General features: G+C 62.1%; 21 protein-coding genes. 14 read left to right on the top strand and 7 right to left on the bottom strand.

Annotated features, from left to right (window positions below):
- Both CVM52_RS14550 and CVM52_RS14545 read right to left on the bottom strand, forming a co-directional pair.
- A partial coding sequence (locus CVM52_RS14550; protein WP_133119854.1) for a Y-family DNA polymerase occupies positions 1–441 on the bottom strand: 441 nt, incomplete at its 3' end.
- Entirely contained in the window at positions 356–946 is a 591-nt protein-coding gene (locus CVM52_RS14545) for an ImuA family protein (protein WP_100163212.1), read from the bottom strand. The genes CVM52_RS14545 and CVM52_RS14550, both read right to left, overlap by 86 nt.
- Before the next feature lie 205 nt (positions 947–1,151).
- Between CVM52_RS14545 and CVM52_RS14540 the strand changes: the two genes are divergently transcribed.
- The 8 genes from CVM52_RS14540 (at position 1,152) to CVM52_RS14505 (ending at position 8,595) form a co-directional block, all read left to right on the top strand.
- Positions 1,152–1,910, top strand: a complete 759-nt coding sequence (locus CVM52_RS14540) for a UDP-2,3-diacylglucosamine diphosphatase (RefSeq protein ID WP_240620972.1) — start codon at positions 1,152–1,154, stop codon at positions 1,908–1,910.
- A complete protein-coding gene (locus CVM52_RS14535; RefSeq protein ID WP_100163210.1) occupies positions 1,910–3,133 on the top strand; it encodes a BtaA family protein in 1,224 nt (407 codons plus the stop codon). The genes CVM52_RS14540 and CVM52_RS14535 overlap by 1 nt, the downstream gene beginning before the upstream one ends.
- Before the next feature lie 4 nt (positions 3,134–3,137).
- Complete coding sequence (locus CVM52_RS14530) at positions 3,138–3,779, top strand: class I SAM-dependent methyltransferase (protein WP_100163209.1); 642 nt, start codon at positions 3,138–3,140, stop codon at positions 3,777–3,779.
- Between the two features lie 191 nt (positions 3,780–3,970).
- Entirely contained in the window at positions 3,971–4,873 is a 903-nt protein-coding gene (locus CVM52_RS14525; protein ID WP_100163208.1) for a metal ABC transporter substrate-binding protein, read from the top strand.
- Between the two features lie 69 nt (positions 4,874–4,942).
- On the top strand, positions 4,943–5,842 hold the full coding sequence (locus CVM52_RS14520) for a manganese/iron ABC transporter ATP-binding protein (protein WP_100163213.1): 900 nt from the start codon (positions 4,943–4,945) through the stop codon (positions 5,840–5,842).
- Positions 5,839–6,702, top strand: a complete 864-nt coding sequence (locus tag CVM52_RS14515) for a metal ABC transporter permease (protein WP_100163207.1) — start codon at positions 5,839–5,841, stop codon at positions 6,700–6,702. Before CVM52_RS14520 ends, CVM52_RS14515 begins: the two co-directional genes overlap by 4 nt.
- Complete coding sequence (locus tag CVM52_RS14510; RefSeq protein WP_100163206.1) at positions 6,699–7,532, top strand: metal ABC transporter permease; 834 nt, start codon at positions 6,699–6,701, stop codon at positions 7,530–7,532. Before CVM52_RS14515 ends, CVM52_RS14510 begins: the two co-directional genes overlap by 4 nt.
- Before the next feature lie 94 nt (positions 7,533–7,626).
- Positions 7,627–8,595 carry a PRC-barrel domain-containing protein gene (locus tag CVM52_RS14505; protein WP_100163205.1) on the top strand — a complete coding sequence of 323 codons (969 nt, stop codon included), beginning with the start codon at positions 7,627–7,629 and terminating at the stop codon, positions 8,593–8,595.
- Positions 8,596–8,664: 69 nt separating this feature from the next.
- Here CVM52_RS14505 and CVM52_RS14500 read toward each other — a convergent pair whose 3' ends face one another.
- A complete protein-coding gene (locus CVM52_RS14500) occupies positions 8,665–9,339 on the bottom strand; it encodes a Crp/Fnr family transcriptional regulator (protein ID WP_100163204.1) in 675 nt (224 codons plus the stop codon).
- Positions 9,340–9,474: 135 nt separating this feature from the next.
- Between CVM52_RS14500 and CVM52_RS14495 the strand changes: the two genes are divergently transcribed.
- Positions 9,475–9,834, top strand: coding sequence for a hypothetical protein (locus tag CVM52_RS14495; RefSeq protein WP_172721013.1), 360 nt, complete (start codon positions 9,475–9,477; stop codon positions 9,832–9,834).
- Here CVM52_RS14495 and CVM52_RS14490 read toward each other — a convergent pair.
- Together CVM52_RS14490 and CVM52_RS14485 are read right to left on the bottom strand one after the other, a co-directional pair.
- Positions 9,809–10,102, bottom strand: a complete 294-nt coding sequence (locus CVM52_RS14490) for a hypothetical protein (protein WP_133119853.1) — start codon at positions 10,100–10,102, stop codon at positions 9,809–9,811. The two genes, CVM52_RS14495 and CVM52_RS14490, sit on opposite strands and share 26 nt — an antisense overlap.
- Positions 10,103–10,139: 37 nt before the next feature.
- Complete coding sequence (locus CVM52_RS14485) at positions 10,140–10,448, bottom strand: glycine zipper domain-containing protein (RefSeq protein ID WP_100163201.1); 309 nt, start codon at positions 10,446–10,448, stop codon at positions 10,140–10,142.
- A 177-nt stretch (positions 10,449–10,625) separates the two neighbouring features.
- On the opposite strand from CVM52_RS14485, the gene CVM52_RS14480 reads away from it, so the two are divergent.
- Positions 10,626–10,787, top strand: coding sequence for a DUF1328 domain-containing protein (locus tag CVM52_RS14480; RefSeq protein WP_100163200.1), 162 nt, complete (start codon positions 10,626–10,628; stop codon positions 10,785–10,787).
- Between the two features lie 93 nt (positions 10,788–10,880).
- Here the strand turns inward: CVM52_RS14480 and CVM52_RS14475 are convergent, their stop codons facing one another.
- A complete protein-coding gene (locus CVM52_RS14475) occupies positions 10,881–11,693 on the bottom strand; it encodes a response regulator (RefSeq protein ID WP_100163199.1) in 813 nt (270 codons plus the stop codon).
- Between the two features lie 115 nt (positions 11,694–11,808).
- On the opposite strand from CVM52_RS14475, the gene CVM52_RS26945 reads away from it, so the two are divergent.
- The 4 genes from CVM52_RS26945 (at position 11,809) to CVM52_RS14460 (ending at position 21,122) form a co-directional block, all read left to right on the top strand.
- Positions 11,809–11,976, top strand: a complete 168-nt coding sequence (locus tag CVM52_RS26945; RefSeq protein WP_172721012.1) for a NepR family anti-sigma factor — start codon at positions 11,809–11,811, stop codon at positions 11,974–11,976.
- Positions 11,973–12,530 carry an RNA polymerase sigma factor gene (locus tag CVM52_RS14470; RefSeq protein ID WP_100163198.1) on the top strand — a complete coding sequence of 186 codons (558 nt, stop codon included), beginning with the start codon at positions 11,973–11,975 and terminating at the stop codon, positions 12,528–12,530. The genes CVM52_RS26945 and CVM52_RS14470 overlap by 4 nt, the downstream gene beginning before the upstream one ends.
- Positions 12,527–14,260, top strand: a complete 1,734-nt coding sequence (locus CVM52_RS14465; RefSeq protein ID WP_100163197.1) for a sensor histidine kinase — start codon at positions 12,527–12,529, stop codon at positions 14,258–14,260. Before CVM52_RS14470 ends, CVM52_RS14465 begins: the two co-directional genes overlap by 4 nt.
- A gap of 871 nt (positions 14,261–15,131) precedes the next feature.
- Entirely contained in the window at positions 15,132–21,122 is a 5,991-nt protein-coding gene (locus CVM52_RS14460) for a cadherin-like domain-containing protein (protein WP_172721011.1), read from the top strand.
- A gap of 78 nt (positions 21,123–21,200) precedes the next feature.
- Here the strand turns inward: CVM52_RS14460 and CVM52_RS14455 are convergent, their stop codons facing one another.
- Positions 21,201–21,950 carry a metallophosphoesterase family protein gene (locus CVM52_RS14455; protein WP_100163195.1) on the bottom strand — a complete coding sequence of 250 codons (750 nt, stop codon included), beginning with the start codon at positions 21,948–21,950 and terminating at the stop codon, positions 21,201–21,203.
- Between the last annotated feature and the right edge of the window lie 389 nt (positions 21,951–22,339).

Genomic DNA, 22,339 nt, shown 5'->3' with positions numbered 1-22,339 from the left:
GGTGTCGCCCAACCCCAACCGCACCGACAGCCCGGCGCGGGCCAGGCGCTGGCGCATATCGGCCAGCATCGCCGCCTCGCCGCCGAACAGATGTGCCGCGCCGGTGATGTCCAACACCAGCCCGTCGGCACCCTCAAGCCCCACCCAGGGACAATAGCGCGTGGCCCAGCGCCGCAGCACCCGCAGCTGCCGCCGGTCGGCCGCCGGATCGGCGGGGCGGCTTTGCAGGGTCGGGCAATAGGCACGGGCATCGGAATAGGACATGCCCCGGTGCAGACCCTGTTTTTCCGCCTCGATATTCAGGCAATAGAGCCGGTTGGCATTGCTGTCCTTCAGGGTCAGCGCAAAGGGCCCGTCACCCGGATACATCCTGAGAACCCGGTCGCTGGGCAACCGGGGAAACCACATGGAGACGACGCGCCGCTGTATCCCATCGAACATGCCAGGCACCCAATGTTCCCGATTTGTTCTTAATAAGCTTCCAGCATTGCAGAGTCGAGTCAGGCGGCACCTCGGCGTCGAAGATCGGGGCGCAATGCCAGCGTGTCTCGGCCGCGTTGCTGCCCATGCCTTCGGGGATCAGACAGAGCCCGGTGGTGGCCCCCGCCTTGGCCGCCAGTTGCAACCGCCGCCCGGTGGTAAGGGTCAGCGGCTGGCTGAGCACGATCACCACCAGCGCCAGTGCCCCGTCGCGCAGCGCCTCTTCGGCGACGGCCAGGCCTTCGGTCTGGTCCCTGCACCGGGCCAGCAACAGGCGTGCGGGATCGAAAAACAGGCTGAGCGCCACCGGGTTGAGCGATTCGGGCTGCCAGTCCTCGACCACCCACAGCACCTCGCCCGGCCGGCGGGTGGCGCAGATGGCGGCAAAACCCGGCGCTCCGGGCCCGCAGGCTTCGTGAACGCGGGAATCGCGCAGGGGGAAACTGGAGGAAAATTCGGCCGGCATGGCTGCGACCCTACACAGGCGGGCGGCGCTTTCAAACCGGTTGCGCCGGGGGCCGCCCCGGCGGTGAATTTCCCGGATGTCACAAATCTTTTTTGTCCCGGGGGTATCACACCGACAAACTTGCAACATGTAGGGTAGTGCAGTGCGGTATCGCACAATATTTATTTCCGACATCCACCTTGGCACCAAAGGATGCCAGGCGCAGATGCTGCTGGACTTCCTCGCCGAGCATCAAGCGGACGTGATCTATCTGGTCGGCGATATCATCGATGCCTGGCGGTTGCAGCGGGGCTGGTTCTGGCCCCAGGGCCATAATGACGTGGTGCAGGAACTGCTGTCTCGCGCCCATGACGGTGCGCGCATTTACTATATTCCCGGCAATCATGACGAAATGATGCGGTCCTATCTGGGCACGCATTTCGGCGGGGTCGAAGTAATGGAAACCGCCGATCACGTCACCGCCGACGGGCGCAGGCTGTTGGTGACCCATGGCGACCAGTTCGATGCCATCGTGGTGAACGCCAGGTGGCTGGCGCATGTCGGCGACCGCGCCTATGGATTCGCACTGTGGCTGAACACCTGGGTGAACCGGGCCAAGCGGTTGTGGGGCGGGCAATACTGGTCGCTGTCGAACTGGGCCAAGGCGCAGGTCAAACACGCGGTCAACTATATCAGCGAATACGAGGACGTGCTGGCCGACGAGGCGCGGCGCGGTGGTTATGACGGTATCGTCTGTGGCCATATCCACAGCGCCAGCCTGCGCAAGATCGGCGGGCTGGATTACATCAACACCGGTGACTGGGTCGAAAGCTGCACCGCCGTCGTGGAAGAAAGCGACGGCAGGCTGCGCCTGATCGACTGGGCCGAAATCGCCCGCGCGCGCGAAGCTGCCGAACGGGCCCGGCGGCCGCAGCTGGTGCGCCGTCGCGCCAGGGCAAATGCCAAGAGCAAGGAAGCCGCGTGATGAGCGACGCAACCACCATTTCGCAACAGCTGGGCGCCGCCGTTCACCAGAATGGCGTGATGAATTCGACCGGAGTGCTGGAGCGGCTGTTTTCGCACCTGTTCCACGGCCTGGTCTATCCGCAGATCTGGGAAGACCCGGTGGTCGATATGGCGGCGCTGAACCTCGCGCCGGACGAGGACCTGTTCTGCATCGCCTCGGGCGGCTGCAACGCGATGTCCTATCTCACCGCGCGGCCGGCATCGGTCACGGCGGTGGACCTGTCGCCGGCGCATGTCGCCTTGCTGCGGCTGAAGGCGGCAGCGGCGCAGCACCTGCCGGATCAGGCCGCGTTTTTCGAGTTCTTCGGGCAGGCCGACCGGCAGGACAATGTCGAGGCCTATGACCGCTATCTGGCGCCGCATCTCGATGCGCAGACCCGCGCCTATTGGGAAGGCCGGGTTCTGGGCCGGCGGCGCATCGCGATGTTTGCGCGCGGTTTCTATCGCTATGGCGCGCTGGGCCGGTTTATCGGCGTCGTCCACATGATCGCCCGGCTGGGCGGCGTGAATTTTACCCCCCTGCTGAAGGCGCAGTCGCTGGCGGCGCAGCGCCAGTTCTTCGACAGCCAGATCGCGCCGCTGTTCGAGGCGCGCGCGGTCAAGTTCCTGGCGCGGCGGCGCGCGGCGCTGTTCGGCCTGGGCATTCCACCGGCACAGTTCGACAAGCTGGCCCGCGATGGCGGCGGTGACATCCTGCCGGTGCTGCGCGAACGCACCCGCAAGCTGATCTGCGATTTCCCGATTGCCGAGAATTACTTTGCCTGGCAGGCCTTTGGCCGCCGCTATGGCGGCGCGGGCACGGCGCTGCCACCCTATCTGGAGCCGGCACAGTTCGATACCGTGGCGCATCACGCCCATTGCATCTCGGTGCAGAACCGGCCGATGACCGAGGTTCTGACCCGTCGCGCCTCGGGGTCGCTGGATTGCTACGTGCTGCTGGACGCGCAGGATTGGATGACCGATGCGCAGTTGAACGCGCTGTGGGAGCAGATCACCCGCACCGCGCGGCCTGGCGCGCGGGTGATCTATCGCACCGGCGGTGCGCCGGATATTCTGCCCGGACGGGTCGAAACGTCGCTTCTGAACCGCTGGCGCTATGACCAGGCGGGCTCGGAAGCCGGCTTTGCCCGCGACCGGTCGGCGATTTATGGCGGCTTTCACCTGCGTCGCCACGAAGGCTAGGACGATGACCGACTCCGCCGCACATGCCGACCTGATGGACACCACCTATCGCTATCAGCGGCTGATCTATGATTTCACCCGGCGTTATTACCTTCTGGGCCGCGACCACCTGATCGATCAGCTGGATCCGCCGCAGGGCGGTCGCGTCCTGGAAGTGGCCTGCGGCACCGGGCGCAACCTGGCGCGGATCGCCCGCCGCCATCCCGGCGCGCGGCTGTACGGCCTCGACATCTCGCAGCAGATGCTGCTGTCGGCGCGCAAGACGCTGGGCGCGGCGGCGGAACTGAGACAGGGCGATGCCTGCACCTTTGACGGCCGGGCGCTGTTTGACTGTGACGGGTTCGACCGGGTGGTGATCTCCTACGGGGTGTCGATGATCCCCGACTGGCAAGGCGCGATCCGCACCGCCGCGGCGCAGCTGCGGCCGGGCGGTGTGCTGCATATCGTCGATTTCGGCGACCAGCACGGGCTGCCAAGCTGGTTTCGTGGTTTGCTGCTAGCCTGGCTGGCACGGTTCCACGTCACCCCGCGCGACGGGCTGGCCGACACGCTGTCCCAGGTTGCCGGCGAAATGGGGCTGGAAGGCGGGACGGTGCCGCTCTTTCGCGGCTATGCGCAATACGGCACCCTGAGGCGCCCGGCGTAAGCCTCGGAACTCCCAACACGTTGATTTAGATGTGAAATCAGCCTTCGCGGGCGGATGGTCCTGCGCTATTTCCCGCAAGTCCGACCCGCCTTATTTCAAACTAAAATGAGAATGAGTCGCATTTATCTTGACTTGTTGCGAATGATTTGCACTTTCATGCGGAAAGTTCAGAGCCCGCGAAAGGAGTGGACATGAAACTGATTGGAATGCGGCTTTGGGGGGCGGCAGCGGCGATGCTGATGGCCGGCGCTGCTGCAGCCAGCGACGAACGGATGAAGGTGGTCACCACCTTTACCGTCCTGGCCGATATGGCGCAGAACGTGGCCGGAGAGGCGGCGGATGTGGTTTCGGTCACCAAGCCGGGGGCCGAGATCCACGGCTATGAACCGACGCCACAGGATCTGGTGCGCGCCCATGACGCCGATCTGATCCTGTGGAACGGGATGAACCTGGAATTGTGGTTCGAGCAGTTCCTGAACAATCTGGGCGATATCCCCTCTGCCACCCTGACCGAGGGGATCGACCCGATCCCGATTGCCGCCGGTGCCTATGAGGGGAAACCGAACCCGCATGCCTGGATGGGGCTGAGCAATGCGCTGATCTATATCGACAACATTGAAAAAGCGTTCTCCGAACACGACCCGGAGAATGCCGAAACCTATCAGCGCAACGCCGCCGCCTATAAGGACGCGCTGCGCGCCACGCTGGAACCCTTGCGCCAGGAGATTTCGGCGATCCCGGAAAACCAGCGCTGGCTGGTCACCTGCGAGGGCGCGTTCAGCTATCTCGCCCGTGATTTCGGGATGAAAGAGCTGTATCTCTGGCCGATGAATGCCGATCAAATGGGCACGCCGCAGCAAGTGCGCGCGGTGATCGACGGGGTGCGCAGTAACAACATCCCGGTGGTGTTCTGCGAAAGCACCGTCAACACCACCCCGGCCGAGCAGGTCGCCCGCGAAACCGGCGCACATTACGGGGGGGTGTTATATGTCGACAGCCTGTCCGAACCCGACGGCCCGGTGCCAACCTATCTGGATCTGCTGCGTGTGACGTCGCAGACCGTGGCAGACGGGTTGGAAGCTGGTATGAATTGATCCGGACCGAACCGAACAATGCCCGCCGCGCTTCCCGTGCGGCGGGTCTGTCTGCGAGAAAGACGCAAGATGAAACATGAAAGCCAGGTTCTGACGCCGCAGCCCCCTGCTGGCGACGCCTCCGCCGGCGGCATCGCGGCGCGGGATGTGACGGTGACCTACCGCAACGGCCACACCGCGCTGCGCGACACGACCTTTCAAATCCCGCGCGGCACGGTGACGGCGCTGGTGGGGGTGAATGGCGCGGGCAAATCCACACTGTTCAAGGCGATCATGGGCTTTGTTCCGACGGCCAAGGGGGACATCCGGCTGCTGGACATGCCGGTGCGGCAAGCGCTCAAGCAGAACCTGGTTGCCTATGTGCCGCAGGCGGAAGAGGTCGATTGGTCGTTCCCGGTGCTGGTCGAAGACGTGGTGATGATGGGCCGCTATGGGCATATGGGCTTTCTCCGCCGTCCGTCGCGGGCCGATCACGCCGCGGTGCAGGCGGCGCTGGAACGGGTCAACATGCAGGATTTCCGCCACCGCCAGATCGGCGAATTGTCGGGTGGGCAGAAGAAACGGGTGTTCCTGGCACGGTCACTGGCGCAGGACGGGCAGGTGATCCTGCTGGACGAACCCTTTACCGGGGTCGATGTGAAGACCGAGGAACAGATCGTCGGCTTGCTGCGCGAATTGCGCGCCGAGGGCCGGGTGATGCTGGTATCGACCCATAACCTGGGCTCGGTGCCGGAATTCTGCGACCGGGTGGTTCTGGTCAAGGGTACGGTGCTGAGCTATGGCCCGACCGAAACCACCTTTACGCACAAGAACCTCGAAGCCGCGTTCGGCGGCGTGCTGCGCCGCTTCACGCTGGAGGGCGAGGCGTTGCATGATGACGAAGACCCGCGCCGCCTGACAATCCTGTCCGATGATGAGCGGCCGCTGGTACGCTATGGCAACCAGACCATGCGGGAACGGCCGGAATGAGCCTGCTGCTGGAACCGTTTACCTATGGCTATATGACCAACGCCATGTGGGTCTCGGCGCTGGTGGGTGGAGTCTGTGCCTTTCTGTCCTCCTACCTGATGCTGAAAGGCTGGTCGCTGATCGGCGATGCGCTGTCCCATTCGGTGGTGCCGGGCGTGGCCGGCGCCTATATGCTGGGCCTGCCCTTTGCGCTGGGCGCGTTTATCTCGGGCGGGCTGGCGGCGGGCGCGATGCTGTTCCTGTCCAACCGGTCGGGGCTGAAGATCGATGTGGTGATCGGGCTGATCTTTACCTCGTTCTTCGGGCTGGGCCTGTTCATGGTGTCGGTCAACCCGGTATCGGTTTCGGTACAGACCATCACCATGGGCAATATCCTGGCGATCAGCCCGGAAGACACGCTGCAACTGGCGCTGATCGGCCTTGTCTCCTTTGCCATCCTGTTGGCGAAATGGAAGGACCTGATGGTGGTGTTCTTCGATGAAAGCCACGCCCGCTCGATCGGGCTGCGTCCGGATATCTTGAAGGCGGTGTTTTTCATCCTGCTGTCGGCCTGCGTGGTGGCGGCGATGCAGACGGTGGGCGCGTTCCTGGTGATCGCCATGGTGGTGACGCCGGGCGCCACCGCCTATCTGCTGTGCGACCGGTTTCCGCGGCTGATCGCGACCTCGGTGGCAATCGGCACGCTGACCAGCTTTGTCGGCGCCTATCTCAGCTTTTTCCTCGATGGGGCGACCGGCGGCATCATCGTCTGCCTGCAAACGCTGATCTTTCTTGTGACCTTTTATCTCGCGCCCAAACACGGGCTGCTGGCGGCACGGCGCAAGGCGGCCCAGGCGCTGCATTCGGAGACAGCACAATGATCGAACAGCTGCTGTTGCCGTTCCAGTTTGCCTTCATGCAGAACGCGTTTCTGATCGCGGTGATCGTGTCGGTGCCCACTGCGCTGCTGTCCTGCTTTCTGGTGCTGAAGGGCTGGGCGCTGATGGGCGACGCGGTCAGCCACGCGGTGCTGCCGGGAATCGTGCTGGCCTATATCCTGGGCTTTCCCCTGATCCTGGGCGCCTTTGCCGCCGGGATGATCGCGGCGTTGTCCACCGGCTATCTGTCCGAACACAGCCGGGTCAAGCAGGACACCGTGATGGGGGTGGTGTTCTCGGGCATGTTCGGGCTGGGCATCGTTCTCTATGTCTGGATCCGCACAAACGTGCATCTCGACCATATCCTGTTCGGCAACATGCTGGGCGTCGGGGCCGAGGATCTGTGGACCGCTGGTTTGATCTCGGTTTTTGTGTCCGCGGCGTTGCTGCTGAAATGGAAGGACCTGATGCTGCATGCCTTTGACCCTGCGCAGGCCCGCGCCTCGGGCCTGCCGGTGACGCTGCTGCATTACGGGCTGCTGACGCTGTTGTCGCTGACCATCGTCGCGACGCTGTCGGCCACCGGGCTGATCCTGGCCGTTGGCTTGTTGATCGCGCCGGGGGCGATTGCCTTTCTGCTGATGCGCAGTTTTGGCCGGATGCTGGTGGTGGCGGCGGTGGTTTGCATGTTCTCGATGCTGGCCGGTGCCTATGCCAGCTTTTTCCTGGACAGCGCCCCGGCGCCGACCATCGTGTTGATCCTGACGATGATTTTTATCGCAGCCTTCATCCGCAAGGCGAGGCAGGTCAGGCGCGCCTCGGCGATGGTCTGAGGCGTTTTGCCCTCGGAACCAATTGGCCAGATCGGTGTTCTTCCCACGAGAGCCGGGTGTGATGCCCGGCGCTTGAACAATAAGGAGATGCACCATGAAACGTCTTATGATGACGACTGCACTGGTCGCTGCCGCAGCGACCGGCGCCTATGCTCAAGCCCAGACGCAAGAAAATTCGGCAGTTGCCGAAGAAACCGGCCACTTCCTTGCCGAGCGCGGGCCGCATGATATCCATGCCTCGGAATTTATCGGCATGCGGGTTTACACCTCGGAACAGCCCAGCGAAACGCTGTCGGCTGTCGGTATCCAGGACAACTGGGAAGATATCGGTGAAATCAACGATGTGCTGTTGACCCGCGACGGCGAAGTCGAGGCCGTGCTGGTCGACATCGGCGGTTTCCTTGGCATTGGCGAACGCCAGATCGCCGTGAATATGGATGCGGTCGAATTTGTTGCCGATGACGCCACCGCCGAAGACGAAAGCGATTTTTTCCTGGTTTTGAACAGCAACCGGGTCGAGTTGGAAGAAGCGCCCGAATATGACTGGTCGCGCCAGGCGATGATTGACGCGCCTGCAGCCGGCGAAGAGATGCCAACCGAAGAGGCCGATGTCACCACCCAAGCGGAGGCCGATGCCGAGATGACCACCGAGGCGCCTGTCGAGGAAGAGATGACGGCGGCTGATGAGCCGGTGAACGAAGATGGCGACGTCTTGCCGGAAGTGGCCGAAGCGCCCAGCATTGATGTCGACACTGACGCAGCCGTCGAAGGCATGGTTGCGGTCGATGCCACCCAGATGGCAAGCGAAGAGCTGTCCGGCGCGCCGGTCTATGACCTGACCAAGGAGCATATCGGCGAGATTGCCGAGCTGATTATCGGCGAGAACAACACCGTGCGCGGTGCCGTGATCGATGTCGGCGGCTTCCTTGGCATTGGTGAAAAGCCCGTTGCGCTTGAGCTGAGCCAGCTGAATGTGATGCGCAACAACGACAACTCGGAAATCCAGGTGCATGTGAACATGACCATGGAACAGCTGAAGGCGATGGAAGAATACAAAGGGTAATCCCTTTGCACCATCCATACGGAGGGCCCGCGCATCAGCGCGGGCCTTTTTTATGTGATTGATAAGGGATTAAAGAATGGGCCGTTTTTGCGGAAGGGAACAGTCGGACCGCGCCAACTGTGCCAGGTCGTCCAGGTTGTGCACGCGCAGCTGCCCCTCCGACCAATCGGCCAGTTGCCGCTGGCGCAGGCGGGCCAAGGTTTTGTTGGTGTGTACCAGCGACAGGCCCAGCGCATCGGCCAGATCGTGCTGCCGATAGGGCAGCGGCATGGCATTGCCCTCGGCCAGCCCCAGCGCTTTGCCGCGCAGGAACAGCTTCAGCAAGGCCCAGGCCACCGCCTCGATCGCCGTGCGTTGGCCGATGGAAACCAGGGTCTCGCCCAGGAAATGTTCTTCCACCGCGGCGATCCAGGTCAGATCAAAGGCTTTTTCCGGTGCCGATTTGAACAGGGTCCAGATGGCGCCGCGTTCGAACACGCAAAGAGTCATCCGGGTGGAGGCCATCACCGAATGCCCCATCTCGCCCATGATCCCGGCCTGCAGGCCGACGAAATCACCCGGGAGGATGAAGTTGATCACTTGCCTGCGGCCGTTCTCGGTGGATTTGTAACGCAGGCCCATGCCGCGCAGAGCGGTGAAAAGCTGGGGGCTGTTGCTGCCCTCCATCAGGATCGGAGTACCCGGTTCAACGGTCAGTTCGCCGACCTTAAACCTTTCCATGAAACGGATTTCTTCCTCTGTCATCTCGACAAAGGCGTCACATTTCCTTAGGGCGCAGTTGCGGCATTTCACCTGCTGAATTTCCCTGTCAGTATGTCCCAGTTTAATGCGGGGCGGAAACTGTACTGCTAGCTGGAGGCGACAAACCGGAACCCGAGCATGACGCCAAACTTGATTATTGTAGAACAGGACCCCGTGGTCGCGATGGATCTGTCCCAGATCCTGTCGAACTGGCTGCCGCAGGCCATTGTCAGCGTGTTCTCATCTCTGGCCGAGGCCGGCGCAGAGGTTCAGGCGAGGGTCAAACCGCTGGTTGCGGTTGTGAATGCGCCTGAAACCGAGATCGAACACGCCCGCAATGGGGGCCTGCTGTTAACCCTGTCCGACCATGTCGTCCTGTTGGTCGATACGGCCGAAGAGCTGCCAAATTTGCCGGACAATTGCGTAATGGTGCAGCGGCCCTATACCTCGGACACGCTGACACGGGCGCTGGTCACGCTCGACGCCGCGCGGTGCTAGAACCGGTTTCCAACCCGGCCAGAAAGGCCTGCATCAAGGGTGGGTCGGCGGGTTTCGACGCCACGGCGCGGTCGCTGCCCGCGCGGTTGCCCGACAGCGCCACCGCGATCAGGATCAGTCCGACCCCGGCGTAAAAGCTGCCGATGACCGAGGCGGCGGTCAGCGCACCGTAGGCTTCGGACAGCAGAATCCAGGCCGACAGCGTCAGGAAGGCCATCCCAGCCACACAGCAAAACAGCCCTGCCGAAAGCAGAGCTGCCTTGCGCATTGCCTGCGCCGCGGATGATTTCACGCGTTCCAGCATGTCAGCGGCGGCTGGTCAGATAGCCGATCAGAAAGCCGGCGCCAGCGGCGATCCCCAGCGCCGCACCGGGCCGGGTTGCGACAAAATCATTTGCCCTGTCTTGCGCGACCTTGGCTTGGGCGGCCATATATTCGGCGGTTTCAGCCCCCGAATTGCGCGCCCGCGCGGAAAATTCCGCGCTTTTCGCTTTTCCAATTCCACGCACCGTGTTGGCAAGTTCTGCCAGGTCTTCGCGCAGCGTTCCCATCTGCTCGCTCAGCGCGGCAAGGTTGGCTTCTTCGGCTGCACCATTGGTCGACGTACGGGCCATTTCTGATCCTCCGTTTTTGGTTTCGAATCTCCTGAACAAACGCACGGGTTGCGGCTGAGTTCCCTAAATGAGTTGGAGGAATTTGCGGGAACCTTCCCGGCGATTTCTGCGTTTCTGCAACACGCCGCCCGTGGCGCAGCCCGGGCTTGTTAGAGGACCAGAATAGGGAAAACTGTTATGTTGTATTGGGCACTGGTATTTTTCATTGTCGCCATCGTGGCGGCTGTATTTGGCTTCGGCGGTATCGCCAGCGCCACGGCCGGGATCGCGCAAATCCTCTTCTTCATCTTCGTCGTGCTGTTCGCAGTTGCGCTGATCGCGAATTTCGTGCGGGGATGACGTGGTGAGGATGGCTTGTTCTTGCCAAAACTCAAAGGCCCGGCCAGAGCAGACTGGCCGGGCCTTTTCAATGCACGAGGGTGGCCGCGCCGCTCAGACCTTGAGCGTTTCGGTCGAGGCGAAGAACATCGCCTGGCTGACGGCGGATTTCACCTGATCTTCGCGATAGGGTTTGGAAATCAGGAACGCCGGTTCGGGGCGTTCGCCGGTCAGCAGCCGTTCCGGGAACGCGGTGATGAAAATCACGGGCACATTGCCGATGTCCTTCAGCAAGTCGTTCACCGCATCGATCCCCGAGGAGTTATCGGCCAGCTGGATATCAGCCAGGATCAGGTCGGGGCGATGTGATTTGCCCAGCGCCACGGCGCTGTCGCGGGTGCGTCCGATGCCGGTGACCGAATGGCCCAGCTCGGTCACGATCGAACTGAGGTCGCTGGCGATGATCGGTTCGTCCTCGATAATCAGGATTTGTCCCGAGATCGAATCCTGCATGTCGGTGCGCGCGGTGTTGATCAGGTACCGCACCTCGTCACGGCTGATATCCATGATCGTTGCGATATCTGCGATCGAGAAATCTTCGATCGTGGACAACAGCAGTGCTTCGCGGGTGTTGGGTTCCAGCCGGGCCAGATGCGCCTGTGCGCGGGCCAGAGTCGAGCTGTCCTCTTCGGGTGCGGGGGCCCCGGAACTGGCCCAGATGGCATGAAAACACTTAAAAAGACCGACCTTTGCCGATAGGTCGGCTTGAAAGACCGAACGATCCTGAAGGATGGATTCAAGCGTGGCCAGAGCATACTGGTCCCCGCTTTTCTGTGACCCTGTCAGGGCACGGGCATACCGGCGAAGATATGGCAGCTCGGCTGCGATACGATCGGAAAGGTCGGCGGCACTTTGGGTTTCTGACATTCTTTTCGCCTTTTTTTCGCAAATGCTGGAACCCAACGCGGGACTTGCGCGTTCGGTTCCGAAGGCACAGTATTTTTTATGAATCGCAACACCGGTAGCAGAGCAGAGTGACAGGATGACCAGCGGAAAGACCAAGGAGGATGCGGCGCGTATTGACGCAATTATAGATCGGAATCTCAAGCTGGTTTACTCGGATCTTGTAGAAAACGATCTGCCCGACCGATTCAAGGATCTGCTGGCTGTGCTTAAGGCGCAGGACGCGGAGGGCAAGGAGCCGCAATGACCGGTAAAGATCCGAGAGATGAGTTGGTGGACCATCTGCCAGCTCTGAGGGCGTTCGCCCTCAGCCTTACCCGCAACTCGGCGGCGGCCGATGACATGGTACAGGATACCGTGGTCAAGGCATGGACCAACATGGACAAGTTCAAGCGCGACACCAACCTGCGCGCCTGGCTGTTCACGATTTTACGCAACACCTATTATTCCAGCCGTCGCAAGCTGAACCGCGAGGTCGCGGATGTGGACGGTGCCTTTACCGGCAGCCTGTCGGTCAAGCCCGACCATGACGGCCGTATGCAGCTTGCCGATTTTCGCAAGGCCTTCGAAACTCTGCCTGACGAACAGCGCGAGGCGCTGATCCTTGTCGGCGCGTCGGGGTTTTCCTACGAAGAGGCGGCGGGCATGTGCGGCGTGGCGGTCGGCACGATCAAAAGCCGCGCCAACCGGGGCCGTGCCAGGCTGGCAGAACTGTTGCAGCTTGGGGAAAACGAACCGATGGAATTGACTGATCAGGCAACCATGGCAGTTGTGTCCGGATCGGGTCCGGTCAGCAAGTGATCGAAGCCAAGTCGGACCCGACACGCTGGTGGAATGGCCTGCGTTTCCGGCTTGTCTTTATGATGTCGCTGGCACTGTTGCCCATTGGTCTGATCGCCGTGATGCAGACCCGCGCAGTGTCGGAAAAGGTTCGGCGAAACACCGAACTGGCCTTGCTGGCCGAGATCGAGCAGGTGGCCTATCGCGAAAGGCTGAACATCCAGCGCGCCTTTGGCGTGGCCGACAGCGTCGCGGCCTTGGTTGGCACCTTTCAGGAGGACCCCGACACATGCTCGGCGCGTCTGATGTCGATCATGGAGCAATCCGATCGGTTCAGCTTTCTCGGGATCATTCCATCATCTGGCGTCATGACCTGTTCGACAGCGGGTGCAACCGAGCAGCTCACATCGCGCCCCAGGTTTCAGCAGCTTGTCGGCTCGAAAGAGCGTCTGGTCCGCGTGGTGCCCGATGCACCGATCAGTGGCGGCCCGGTCATCAACGTATCGATCCCGCTCTTTGACGCGGACAAGGTGGTTGGCCGGGTGTCTGTATCGATACCGCATTCACCGCCGGTGCCGATGTCGGATCGAAGCAAAAATGACGCCTTCAAGTCCAATGCACTGGTCGAAGTTCTGACTTTCAATGATACCGGCGAAATTCTGTCATCGCTGGGTGAGCGGGACCAGCTCACCGCGTTGCTGCCTCAAGGGCTGACGCCGGCAAACCTGACGGAACACCGCGCGCGCGCCTTTTCGACATTGGACCGCAAGGGCAATGACCGGATCTATACCGTGGTCCCTGTGGAAGCGGACCAGCTGTACATCCTGGGGATCTGGGACGCCCAGACCGGGGTGGAAGAGCAGTCGGGCGACCGTCTTCCGCCCATCCTGTTTCCCGCGCTGATGTGGTTGACCAGCCTGGCGGTGGTGCTGTTTGCGATCCATCGCCTGGTGTCGCGCCATGTCCGGTCGCTGCGCCGCCAGATGGTGCGCTTTGCCCGGGACCGCAAGGTATCGGAAAAGGCCTCGGGCTCCCGCGATATGCCTGCCGAGCTGCATGAAATTCAGACCAGTTTCAACAATATGGCCTATTCGATCATCCGGGACGAGGCGACGCTGGAAGACGCGGTGCATGAAAAAAACGTGCTGATCCGTGAGATCCATCACCGGGTGAAGAACAATTTGCAGCTGATCTCGTCCATCCTGAACATGCAGATCCGGGATGCCCAAAGTGACGAAACCCGCAGCGTGTTGCGCCGAGTGCAGGACCGGGTGCTGAGCCTGGCCACCATCCATCGTGACCTGTACCAGGCCAATTCGGCGGGTCGGGTGAATGTCGGCAATCTGCTGAAGGAGATCGTGCAGAAAAGCGTCGAAATCGGCGCCGAGACGGCCACGGCGGTTCGGGTCGAAACCGATATCGACGATGTTCATCTTTATCCCGACCAGGCGGTGCCAATGTCATTGCTGGCGGCCGAGGCCGCGACCAACGCGATGAAATATGTCGATGCCAGGGAGGGCACCGACCCCTGGATCAGGGTGACTTTCAAGGCCTGCGAGGACAAGACCTGTGTCTTTCGTTTCGAAAACTCGGCGCGTGTCAACGAAACCGCAGGCAGCACCGGCATGGGGGCCCGGCTGATCAATGCCTTCGCCATCCAGCTGGGCGCGACGATCGAGGTCGAGAGTAGCGACGAGGCCTATACGCTGACCGTGACCTTCACGGCGGCCGATTTCTCGGACGAAGGCTGACACGGTCAGAGCAGGGCTGTGGCCAAACCTGTTTGCGCAATTCGCTCGATCGTGATTCTATGCTTGGATATTCGGAATTTTACTTGGGATTTACATTCGTAATTTATGGTTGATTCCATTTTTTTAAATGCAAGTGAAAATTGTGAGCCTTTTTATGCGCTCCCAAGCTTAACCTGAGATTGTTTCGAATTTGCCATTAATTATCCATGAGGCTGCAAATTGTTCATGCCCTGCTTTAGGGTGAGCGTATCAACCAATTTCGAATTTCGTTTGCTTACCCATGACCCCCTTGGGAAACTTGTCACATGGGCGCCAAGCCGTACTCCGATCCGTAATAAAAATATATAATTATCAATCTGTTGCGCGATTTTCCGCTTCTGGTTCGAACCATGTAGGCCATTTGCGCCCCCAATGTGCCAAGCGCGACTGTCCTTGCCGGGCAAGCTGATGTCTCCCCGGATCGGCAGCATTCCGCACATTGTCCGACCCTGCTTTGCTGGAAAATGAATAAATTATGGGCTAGCCTTTTCGTTACATACGTTTTTCATGTGCGCGTTCGGCAATAGGTAGTTGAACGAATCGGTCAGATTTGTGAATTTCGCGTCGTGGGAATAGTGGGGCGTCTATGTGCGAGTGGCTTTTTTTTAAGCACATTCTCAGAAATCGTGTGTTGTCTACGTGCGAATCCTCGATCGGCCCATGTGCTGGCTTAGTTTCGGGTTTCAGCCAGATACTATCTCTTTCTAATACATCGAGTGGCTGCCTGAACGCTCGGTTCAACGGCGCGCGCTTATTGAACGCGTGTCTGGGTAATGTGGTCAGTCCGGCAGAAGCAGCAGTGCTGCGATAGCTGCGCAAACGGGGGTTTATGATGGCTGATTTAGAGAACGAAGTGAATTCTGCGGGTGAGATCGGCCTCGGGGTGACCGAGGCGGAAACACTGACCCTGGCTGGTGACTATGCGGTTGAATCCAGCGCCAATCCGGCGATTTCCGGTGGCGCGATGATCAAATCCACCGGGACGGGCACCGCGGCCGGCACCTTTACCGGGCCGGCGGGCACCTATTGGCTGGATGTCAGCTGGATCAACGAAAATGATGGCGTGGCGCAATTTGCCGCGCTGGTGAATGGGGTCGAGGTGGGCGCCTGGGCCGGTGCGGGGGGCGATACCTCGGGCGAGGTCGAGGTGGAACGCATCGCCGTCACCCTGGAGACCGGCGATACGATCACCCTGCGCGGGATCAAGAACCTGGGCGAACCGGCGCGGATCGACTTCATCACCGTGTCGGATCAAAGCGGCAATACCGATCCCTCGGCGGATGACGACGAGTTTGCCACCGATATGGGCACGCCGCTGACCATCGCGGCGCCGGGCATCCTGGACAATGACAGCGATCTGGACGGCGACACGCTGAACGTGTCGCAGATCGTGACCGACGTGTCGCACGGCACCCTGGCCTGGAACGCCGACGGCTCGTTCACCTATACCCCGAATGGCGGGTTCAGTGGCGAGGACAGCTTCACCTATGAGGTGTCCGACGGCAATGGCGGCACGGCCGAGGCAACGGTGACGATCACCGTGGAAGATCCGAATGCCATCGAAGGCGCGCTGATCGACGTGGGTGTCACCGAGGCGGAATCGCTGGATCTGGGCGGCGCCTATGCGGTGGAGACCAGCACCAAGCCCGAGATCTCGGGCGGTGCGATGATCAAATCCACCGGCACCGGCACGGCGACGGGCACTTTCGTGGGCGCCGCCGGCACCTATTGGCTGGACGTCACCTGGTTCAACGAGAATGACGGCGCCGCGCAGTTCACCGTGCTGGTGAACGGGGTCGAGGTGCAGTCCTGGACCGGCACCGGCGGCACCAGCTCGGGCGAGGCGACGATCGAACGCATCGGGGTCAACCTGGATTACGGTGACGAGATCACCCTGCGCGGGGTCAAGAATCTGGGCGAACCGGCGCGGATCGATTTCTTCACCATCTCGGCCACCAGCGGCAACACCGACCCGAATGCCGATGACGATGATTTCACCACCGGTGTCGGTACGCCGCTGATCGTCGCGGCGCCGGGCATCTTGGACAATGACAGCGATCTGGACGGCGACACGCTGAACGTGTCGCAGATCGTTACCGATGTGGCCAACGGCACCCTAGCCTGGAACGCCGACGGCTCGTTCACCTATACCCCGAATGGCGGGTTCAGCGGCGAGGACAGCTTTACCTATGAGGTGTCCGACGGCAATGGCGGCACCGCCGAGGCAACGGTGACGATCACCGTGGAAGAACCCGGCGCCATCGACGGCGCGCTGATCGATGTGGGTGTCACCGAGGCGGAATCGCTGGACCTGGGCGGCGCCTATGCGGTGGAGACCAGCACCAAGCCCGAGATCTCGGGCGGTGCGATGATCAAATCCACCGGCACCGGTACGGCGACGGGCACCTTTGTCGGTGCTGCCGGCACCTATTGGCTGGACGTCACCTGGTTCAACGAGAATGACGGCGCCGCGCAGTTCACCGTCCTGGTGAACGGGGTCGAGGTGCAGTCCTGGATCGGCACCGGCGGCACCAGCTCGGGCGAGGCGACGATCGAACGCATCGGGGTCAACCTGGATTACGGCGACGAGATCACCCTGCGCGGGGTCAAGAATCTGGGTGAACCGGCGCGGATCGATTTCTTCACCATCTCGGCCACCAGCGGCAACACCGATCCGAATGCCGATGACGATGACTATGTCACCGATATGGGCACGCCGTTGACCATCACGGCGCCGGGCATCCTGGACAATGACAGCGATCTGGACGGCGACACGCTGAACGTGTCGCAGATCGTGACCGATGTGGCCAACGGCACCCTGGCCTGGAACGCCGACGGCTCGTTCACCTATACCCCGAATGGCGGGTTCAGCGGCGAGGACAGCTTCACCTATGAGGTGTCCGACGGCAATGGCGGCACGGCCGAGGCGACGGTGACCATCACCGTGGAAGATCCCTACGCCGTCGACGGCGCACTGATCGATTTTGGCGCGACCGAGGCGGAATCGCTGGATCTGGGTGGCGCCTATGCGGTGGAAACCAGTTCCGACCCGGATGTTTCGGGCGGGGCGATGATCAAATCCACTGGCACCGGCACGGCGACGGGCACCTTTGTCGGTGCCGCCGGCAGCTATTCGCTGAACGTGACGTGGTTCAACGAAAATGACGGCGAGGCGCAGTTCAGCGTGCTGATCAACGGCACGCAGGTGGCGTTCTGGACCGGCGCGGGCGGCGAGACCTCGGGCGAGGCAGTGGTACAGCGGATCCCGGTGACGCTGGCCTATGGCGATACCATCACCTTGCAGGGCGTCCGGGACGGCGGCGAGCCGGCGCGGATCGACCTGGTCACCATCACCGAGCCGAATGTGGCGCCAGTGGCGGAGGACGGCTCCAGCTCGGGTGCTGAAGATACGGTGATCAACGGCACCGTCACCGCGTCGGACAGCGATGGCGACCCGCTGACCTTCGCCAAGGCGACCGATCCGTCGAACGGCAGCGTCGTGGTCAATAGTGATGGCAGCTACAGCTATACACCCGACGTGGATTTCTCGGGGTCGGACAGCTTTACCTACGAGGTGTCCGACGGCAGGGGTGGCACCGATACCGGGACCGTCAGCATAACGGTGGATCCGACCGCCTTTGGCGAGATCAGCCTGGGGCTGACTGAGGCCGAAGACCTGCTTCTGTCCGGCGGCTATGGGTACGAGGCGATCACCCATCGCGATGTGCCCAGCGGCGCCGGCATCCGGGCGATCGGCACCGGCGAGGCCGAGGGGGTCTTTGTTTCGGCCTCGGGCACCTATTGGCTGGACGTGGCGTGGCTGAACGAACATGACGGCGCGTCGACCTTCACCGTGCTGATCAACGATGTCGAGGTCAGTTCCTGGACCGGAACCGGCGGCGACCCCTCGGTCGACCGCGAGGTGCAGCGCATCGCGGTGACGCTGGGCACCAATGACGTGATCACCCTGCGCGGCGTGCAGGGCAACGGCGAAAACGCCCGCATCGACTCGATCCTGATCACCGATCAGTCGCAGAATACCGCGCCGATCGCCCGCGCCGACAGCTATACCGCCTATGAGAACACGACTCTGAACCTGACGGTTCCGACGCTGCTGGCCAATGACGAGGATCTCGACGGCGACAGCATCAGCGTATCGCAGGTGGTTTCGGATGTGTCGAACGGCACGCTGTCGGTGAATCCCGATGGTACCTTTACCTATACGCCCGATGCCGAATTCCTGGGCGAAGACAGCTTTACCTACGAAGTGTCCGACGGCAATGGCGGCACCGCCCAGGCGGTGGCCACGATCACCGTGCAGGAACAGACCCCGCCCGACGGCGCGCTGATCGATGTGGGCGTGACCGAGGCGGAAACCCTGGACCTGTCCGGCGGCTATGCGGTGGAAACGCTGACGCATGCGGATGTGCCCAGCGGCCAGGGCATCATGGCGGTGGGCAGCGGTTCGGCCACCGGAAGCTTTGTCGGCGCGTCCGGCGCCTATTGGCTGGACGTTGCCTGGATGAACGAACATGACGGCGCCTCGAGCTTCACGGTGCTGGTCAACGGTGTGCAGCAGGCCACCTGGACCGGCACCGGCGGCGCGCCATCGGTTGATCGCGAAATCCAGCGGATTCCGGTCACCCTGAACTATGGTGACGTGATCACCATCCAGGGCGTCCAGCAGAACGGCGAAAACGCCCGCGTCGACCTGATCACCCTGACCAGCCAGTCGGAGAATACCGCTCCGGTGGCCCGCGCCGACAGCTATTCGATGGTCGAAAATACCGTCCTGTCGATCACCCTGCCCGGTGTGCTGGCCAATGACGAGGATCTGGATGGCGACGGCATCACCGTGTCGCAGGTCATCACCGATGTGGCCCACGGCACGCTGACCCTGAACGCGGATGGCTCGTTCAGCTATACGCCCGATGCGGATTACGTGGGCGATGACAGCTTTACCTACGAGATCTCCGATGGCAATGGCGGCACCACCGAGGCGGTGGTCACGCTCGCCGTGCAGGAACAGACCCTGCCCGAAGGCGCGCTGATCGATGTCGGTGTGACCGAGGCGGAGACGCTCGACCTGTCCGGCGGCTATGCCACCGAGGTTATCGCCCATGCCGATGTGCCCAGCAATGCCGCGATCAAGTCGATCGGCACCGGCCAGGCCACCGGCAGCTTTATCGGCAGCGCCGGGTCCTACTGGATCGACGTCGCCTGGCTGAACGAAAGCGACGGCGCCTCGCAATACACCCTGTTTGTCAACGGGGTGGAGCAATCGAGCTGGACCGGCACCGGCGGAGCGCCTTCGGTTGATCGCGAGATTCAGCGCGTTGGCGTCGATCTCAGCTATGGCGACGTGATCACCATCCGGGGGGTGCAGGAGAGCGGCGAAAACGCCCGTGTCGACACGATTATCGTTACCGGCCAGGCCGACAACAGCAACCCCTATGCGCGGGCCGATTTCTATACCGCGACGCAGGGTATCCCGAAAAACGTCGCCGCCGACGGCGTGCTGGAGAATGACGAGGATCTGGATGGCGACACGATCACCGTATCGCAGGTTCTGACCGATGTGCAGCATGGCACGCTGACCCTGAATGCCGATGGCAGCTTCACCTACACGGCCGATTCCGAATTCCTGGGCGACGATACCTTCACCTATGAGGTGGTCGACGGCAATGGCGGTACCGCCACCGCCACGGCGACGATCACGGTGGGCGAGTTGAACGCCCCGATCGGCCTGGGCGAGACCGAGGCGGAAGCCTTGGAACTGTCCGGCGGCTACATTGTCGAAAGCACCCCGCATGCGGATGTGCCCAGTGGGTTCGTGATCGGGACCACCACATCGGGCAATGCCACCGGCACCTTCACCGGGCCCTCCGGGCTCTACTGGCTCGATGCGACCTGGATGAACGAACATGACGGCGCCGCATCCTTCTCGGTGCTGATCAATGGTGAAACCGTTGCCAGCTGGATCGGTACCGGCGGCGAAGCCGCGATCACGATGGAAACGCATCGCATTGGCGTCGAATTGCAGACCGGCGACAGCATCGTCCTGAACGGCATACGTTCAACCGGGGAAAACGCCCGGTTCGACAAGATCGCCATCGCCGAGCGCACCCCGGTCTATAGCGGTCTGGATGCCGCCGATTTCGACAATTTCGCCTTTGCCGGGCAATCCAATGCCGAGCGGCATTTCCTGCGCGACGGCGGCGATTTCTCCGAAGGACCGATGGGTTTTGTCGCCTTCGAAGCCGAGGTCGAGGGCCTGACCGGCGGTATGACCACCGCGATCAACGTCGCCGTTGGTGGTTCCGGCTCGAACGAGGTGGCGCGCGACGATCTGTTCTGGTGGGATCTGGGCAACGACCAGCCCGGTCAGGTGCTGCTGGACGCGGTCGCCGATATCCAGGCGGCGATGGAGACCGGCGAAGACCTGGATGGCATCATCTGGTCGCAGGGTGAAACCGACGCTTTCGCCATCGATGTCGGTGGCGCCGACGAGACCGCAACGATCGACCGGCTGGTCACGGCAACCACCGCGGTGTTCAACCATTTCTGGAGCGTTTTCGGTGCCGATGTGCCGATCTTCATCCAGGAACTCGGCGATATCACCATCTATGACTCGATGCCGGGTCTGCGCGATGCCCAGGCGCAGCTGGCCACCGATCTGGACAATGTGTATATCGGCGCGCTGACCACCACCTACGCGCTGTATGACGATCTGCATTTCTCGGTCGACGGCTATAACGATATCGCGGTCGATCTGGCCACCACCGCGGTTGACACGATCATGAGCGATACGCTGTTCACCTGATCGCGTCCCGACGCCGCTAATCAGACCGGGGCCGATGCGGATCGGCCCCGGTTTTTTTGGGCCGCGGTTTTGCCGTGCCTAGGTCGACAGGATCTCCACATCCGCCGCAGAGACGAAGGCAGCGCTCAGCCGTCCGGTGGCATAGGCGCCGGTATCGATGCCGATGCGGCCCTGTTCGGCGGCGATCCGGTCGACAATCGTATGGCCGTGGATCACCCACAGCCCGTCGCGGCGCGGAGTTCTCGGGAAATCGGGATGCCCCCATAACAGGCTGCGCCGTTCCTGCTCCGACAGCCGCACCTGCGGGTCGGCACCGGCATGCACCACCGCCATGTTGCCGCTGCGCCAATACACCGGCAGGCTGCGGATCCAGAATTCCAGCTCCGGGCCCATCGCCCGGCGCAGATCGTCCCGCGCCGCCTGCCAGGTTTCGTCCGGGGCGGCCTCGGCGATATGGCCCAGCCCGAAACTGGCCAGGGTCTGCAAGCCGCCATAGCGCAGCCAGCGCGGGCCGTTCTTCGCGGGGTTTTCCAGGAAATCCAGCATCATCTGCTCGTGATTGCCCATCAGGCAAATCGCCCCGGTGCTTTGCGACAGCGCCTGCAACCGGAACAGCACCTCGGCGCTGTGCTCGCCCCGGTCGATGTAATCGCCCACGAAGACCAGCTGATCGGGACATTGCGGCACCATGGCAACCCGCTCCAGCAGCTGCGCCAGCAAGCCGTCGCAGCCATGGATGTCGCCAACCACGACAAAGGGATCTTCGGGCTGCAGCGGGGCGTTGAAAACCGGGCGGCGATAGCCGATGAGCTGACTCAGAAATCTCATTTTTCCCGGATAATCGCTGTGTTAGGTCCTGTCACGCGCTGTTTCCCGCCGCGGCGCAATGATCACCCGATGCGGGGGGCCCAGGGCAGGAACGCCGGTCCTTTCGGCGATTAATGCCTTCTTAAACAATTATTGTTTGATTTACCGCGACCGTCGCCGCGCCGTGCCAAAGCAGCCGCTTGCCGGAATGTGGGGACCTGTCCTGTCACGCGAATTCGGGGGCCAGTCATGGAGCTCTCTACCGGGTCGGCCTGCGCCGGCACTGCAGGGTCTGATATTGTCTTCACAACCGAGGCCGGCCGGCGCCGCCAGCGCCTTTACGCCCGCTATCTGAAACGGCCCTTCGACCTTGCGCTGGCGCTGTTGGCGCTGCCGGTCTGTCTGCCGGC

It is taken from the genome of Pseudooceanicola lipolyticus (genome assembly GCF_002786325.1).
In the GTDB taxonomy this organism is placed as follows: Bacteria; Pseudomonadota; Alphaproteobacteria; order Rhodobacterales; family Rhodobacteraceae; genus Pseudooceanicola_C; species Pseudooceanicola_C lipolyticus.
The sequence above is the reverse complement of the archived record's forward strand: the minus strand, read 5'-3'. Positions and strand labels throughout refer to the sequence as shown.

Coding starts and splice junctions, on each gene's coding strand:
- CVM52_RS14475 (WP_100163199.1), bottom strand. CDS start 11,693: ATGTCAGAAACCCAAAGTGCCGCCGACCTTTCCGATCGTATCGCAGCC.
- CVM52_RS26945 (WP_172721012.1), top strand. CDS start 11,809: ATGACCAGCGGAAAGACCAAGGAGGATGCGGCGCGTATTGACGCAATT.
- CVM52_RS14495 (WP_172721013.1), top strand. CDS start 9,475: ATGACGCCAAACTTGATTATTGTAGAACAGGACCCCGTGGTCGCGATG.
- CVM52_RS14540 (WP_240620972.1), top strand. CDS start 1,152: ATGCTGCTGGACTTCCTCGCCGAGCATCAAGCGGACGTGATCTATCTG.
- CVM52_RS14460 (WP_172721011.1), top strand. CDS start 15,132: ATGGCTGATTTAGAGAACGAAGTGAATTCTGCGGGTGAGATCGGCCTC.
- CVM52_RS14500 (WP_100163204.1), bottom strand. CDS start 9,339: ATGACAGAGGAAGAAATCCGTTTCATGGAAAGGTTTAAGGTCGGCGAA.
- CVM52_RS14525 (WP_100163208.1), top strand. CDS start 3,971: ATGAAACTGATTGGAATGCGGCTTTGGGGGGCGGCAGCGGCGATGCTG.
- CVM52_RS14505 (WP_100163205.1), top strand. CDS start 7,627: ATGAAACGTCTTATGATGACGACTGCACTGGTCGCTGCCGCAGCGACC.
- CVM52_RS14470 (WP_100163198.1), top strand. CDS start 11,973: ATGACCGGTAAAGATCCGAGAGATGAGTTGGTGGACCATCTGCCAGCT.
- CVM52_RS14490 (WP_133119853.1), bottom strand. CDS start 10,102: ATGCGCAAGGCAGCTCTGCTTTCGGCAGGGCTGTTTTGCTGTGTGGCT.
- CVM52_RS14455 (WP_100163195.1), bottom strand. CDS start 21,950: ATGAGATTTCTGAGTCAGCTCATCGGCTATCGCCGCCCGGTTTTCAAC.
- CVM52_RS14510 (WP_100163206.1), top strand. CDS start 6,699: ATGATCGAACAGCTGCTGTTGCCGTTCCAGTTTGCCTTCATGCAGAAC.
- CVM52_RS14520 (WP_100163213.1), top strand. CDS start 4,943: ATGAAACATGAAAGCCAGGTTCTGACGCCGCAGCCCCCTGCTGGCGAC.
- CVM52_RS14530 (WP_100163209.1), top strand. CDS start 3,138: ATGACCGACTCCGCCGCACATGCCGACCTGATGGACACCACCTATCGC.
- CVM52_RS14545 (WP_100163212.1), bottom strand. CDS start 946: ATGCCGGCCGAATTTTCCTCCAGTTTCCCCCTGCGCGATTCCCGCGTT.
- CVM52_RS14515 (WP_100163207.1), top strand. CDS start 5,839: ATGAGCCTGCTGCTGGAACCGTTTACCTATGGCTATATGACCAACGCC.
- CVM52_RS14485 (WP_100163201.1), bottom strand. CDS start 10,448: ATGGCCCGTACGTCGACCAATGGTGCAGCCGAAGAAGCCAACCTTGCC.
- CVM52_RS14480 (WP_100163200.1), top strand. CDS start 10,626: ATGTTGTATTGGGCACTGGTATTTTTCATTGTCGCCATCGTGGCGGCT.
- CVM52_RS14535 (WP_100163210.1), top strand. CDS start 1,910: ATGAGCGACGCAACCACCATTTCGCAACAGCTGGGCGCCGCCGTTCAC.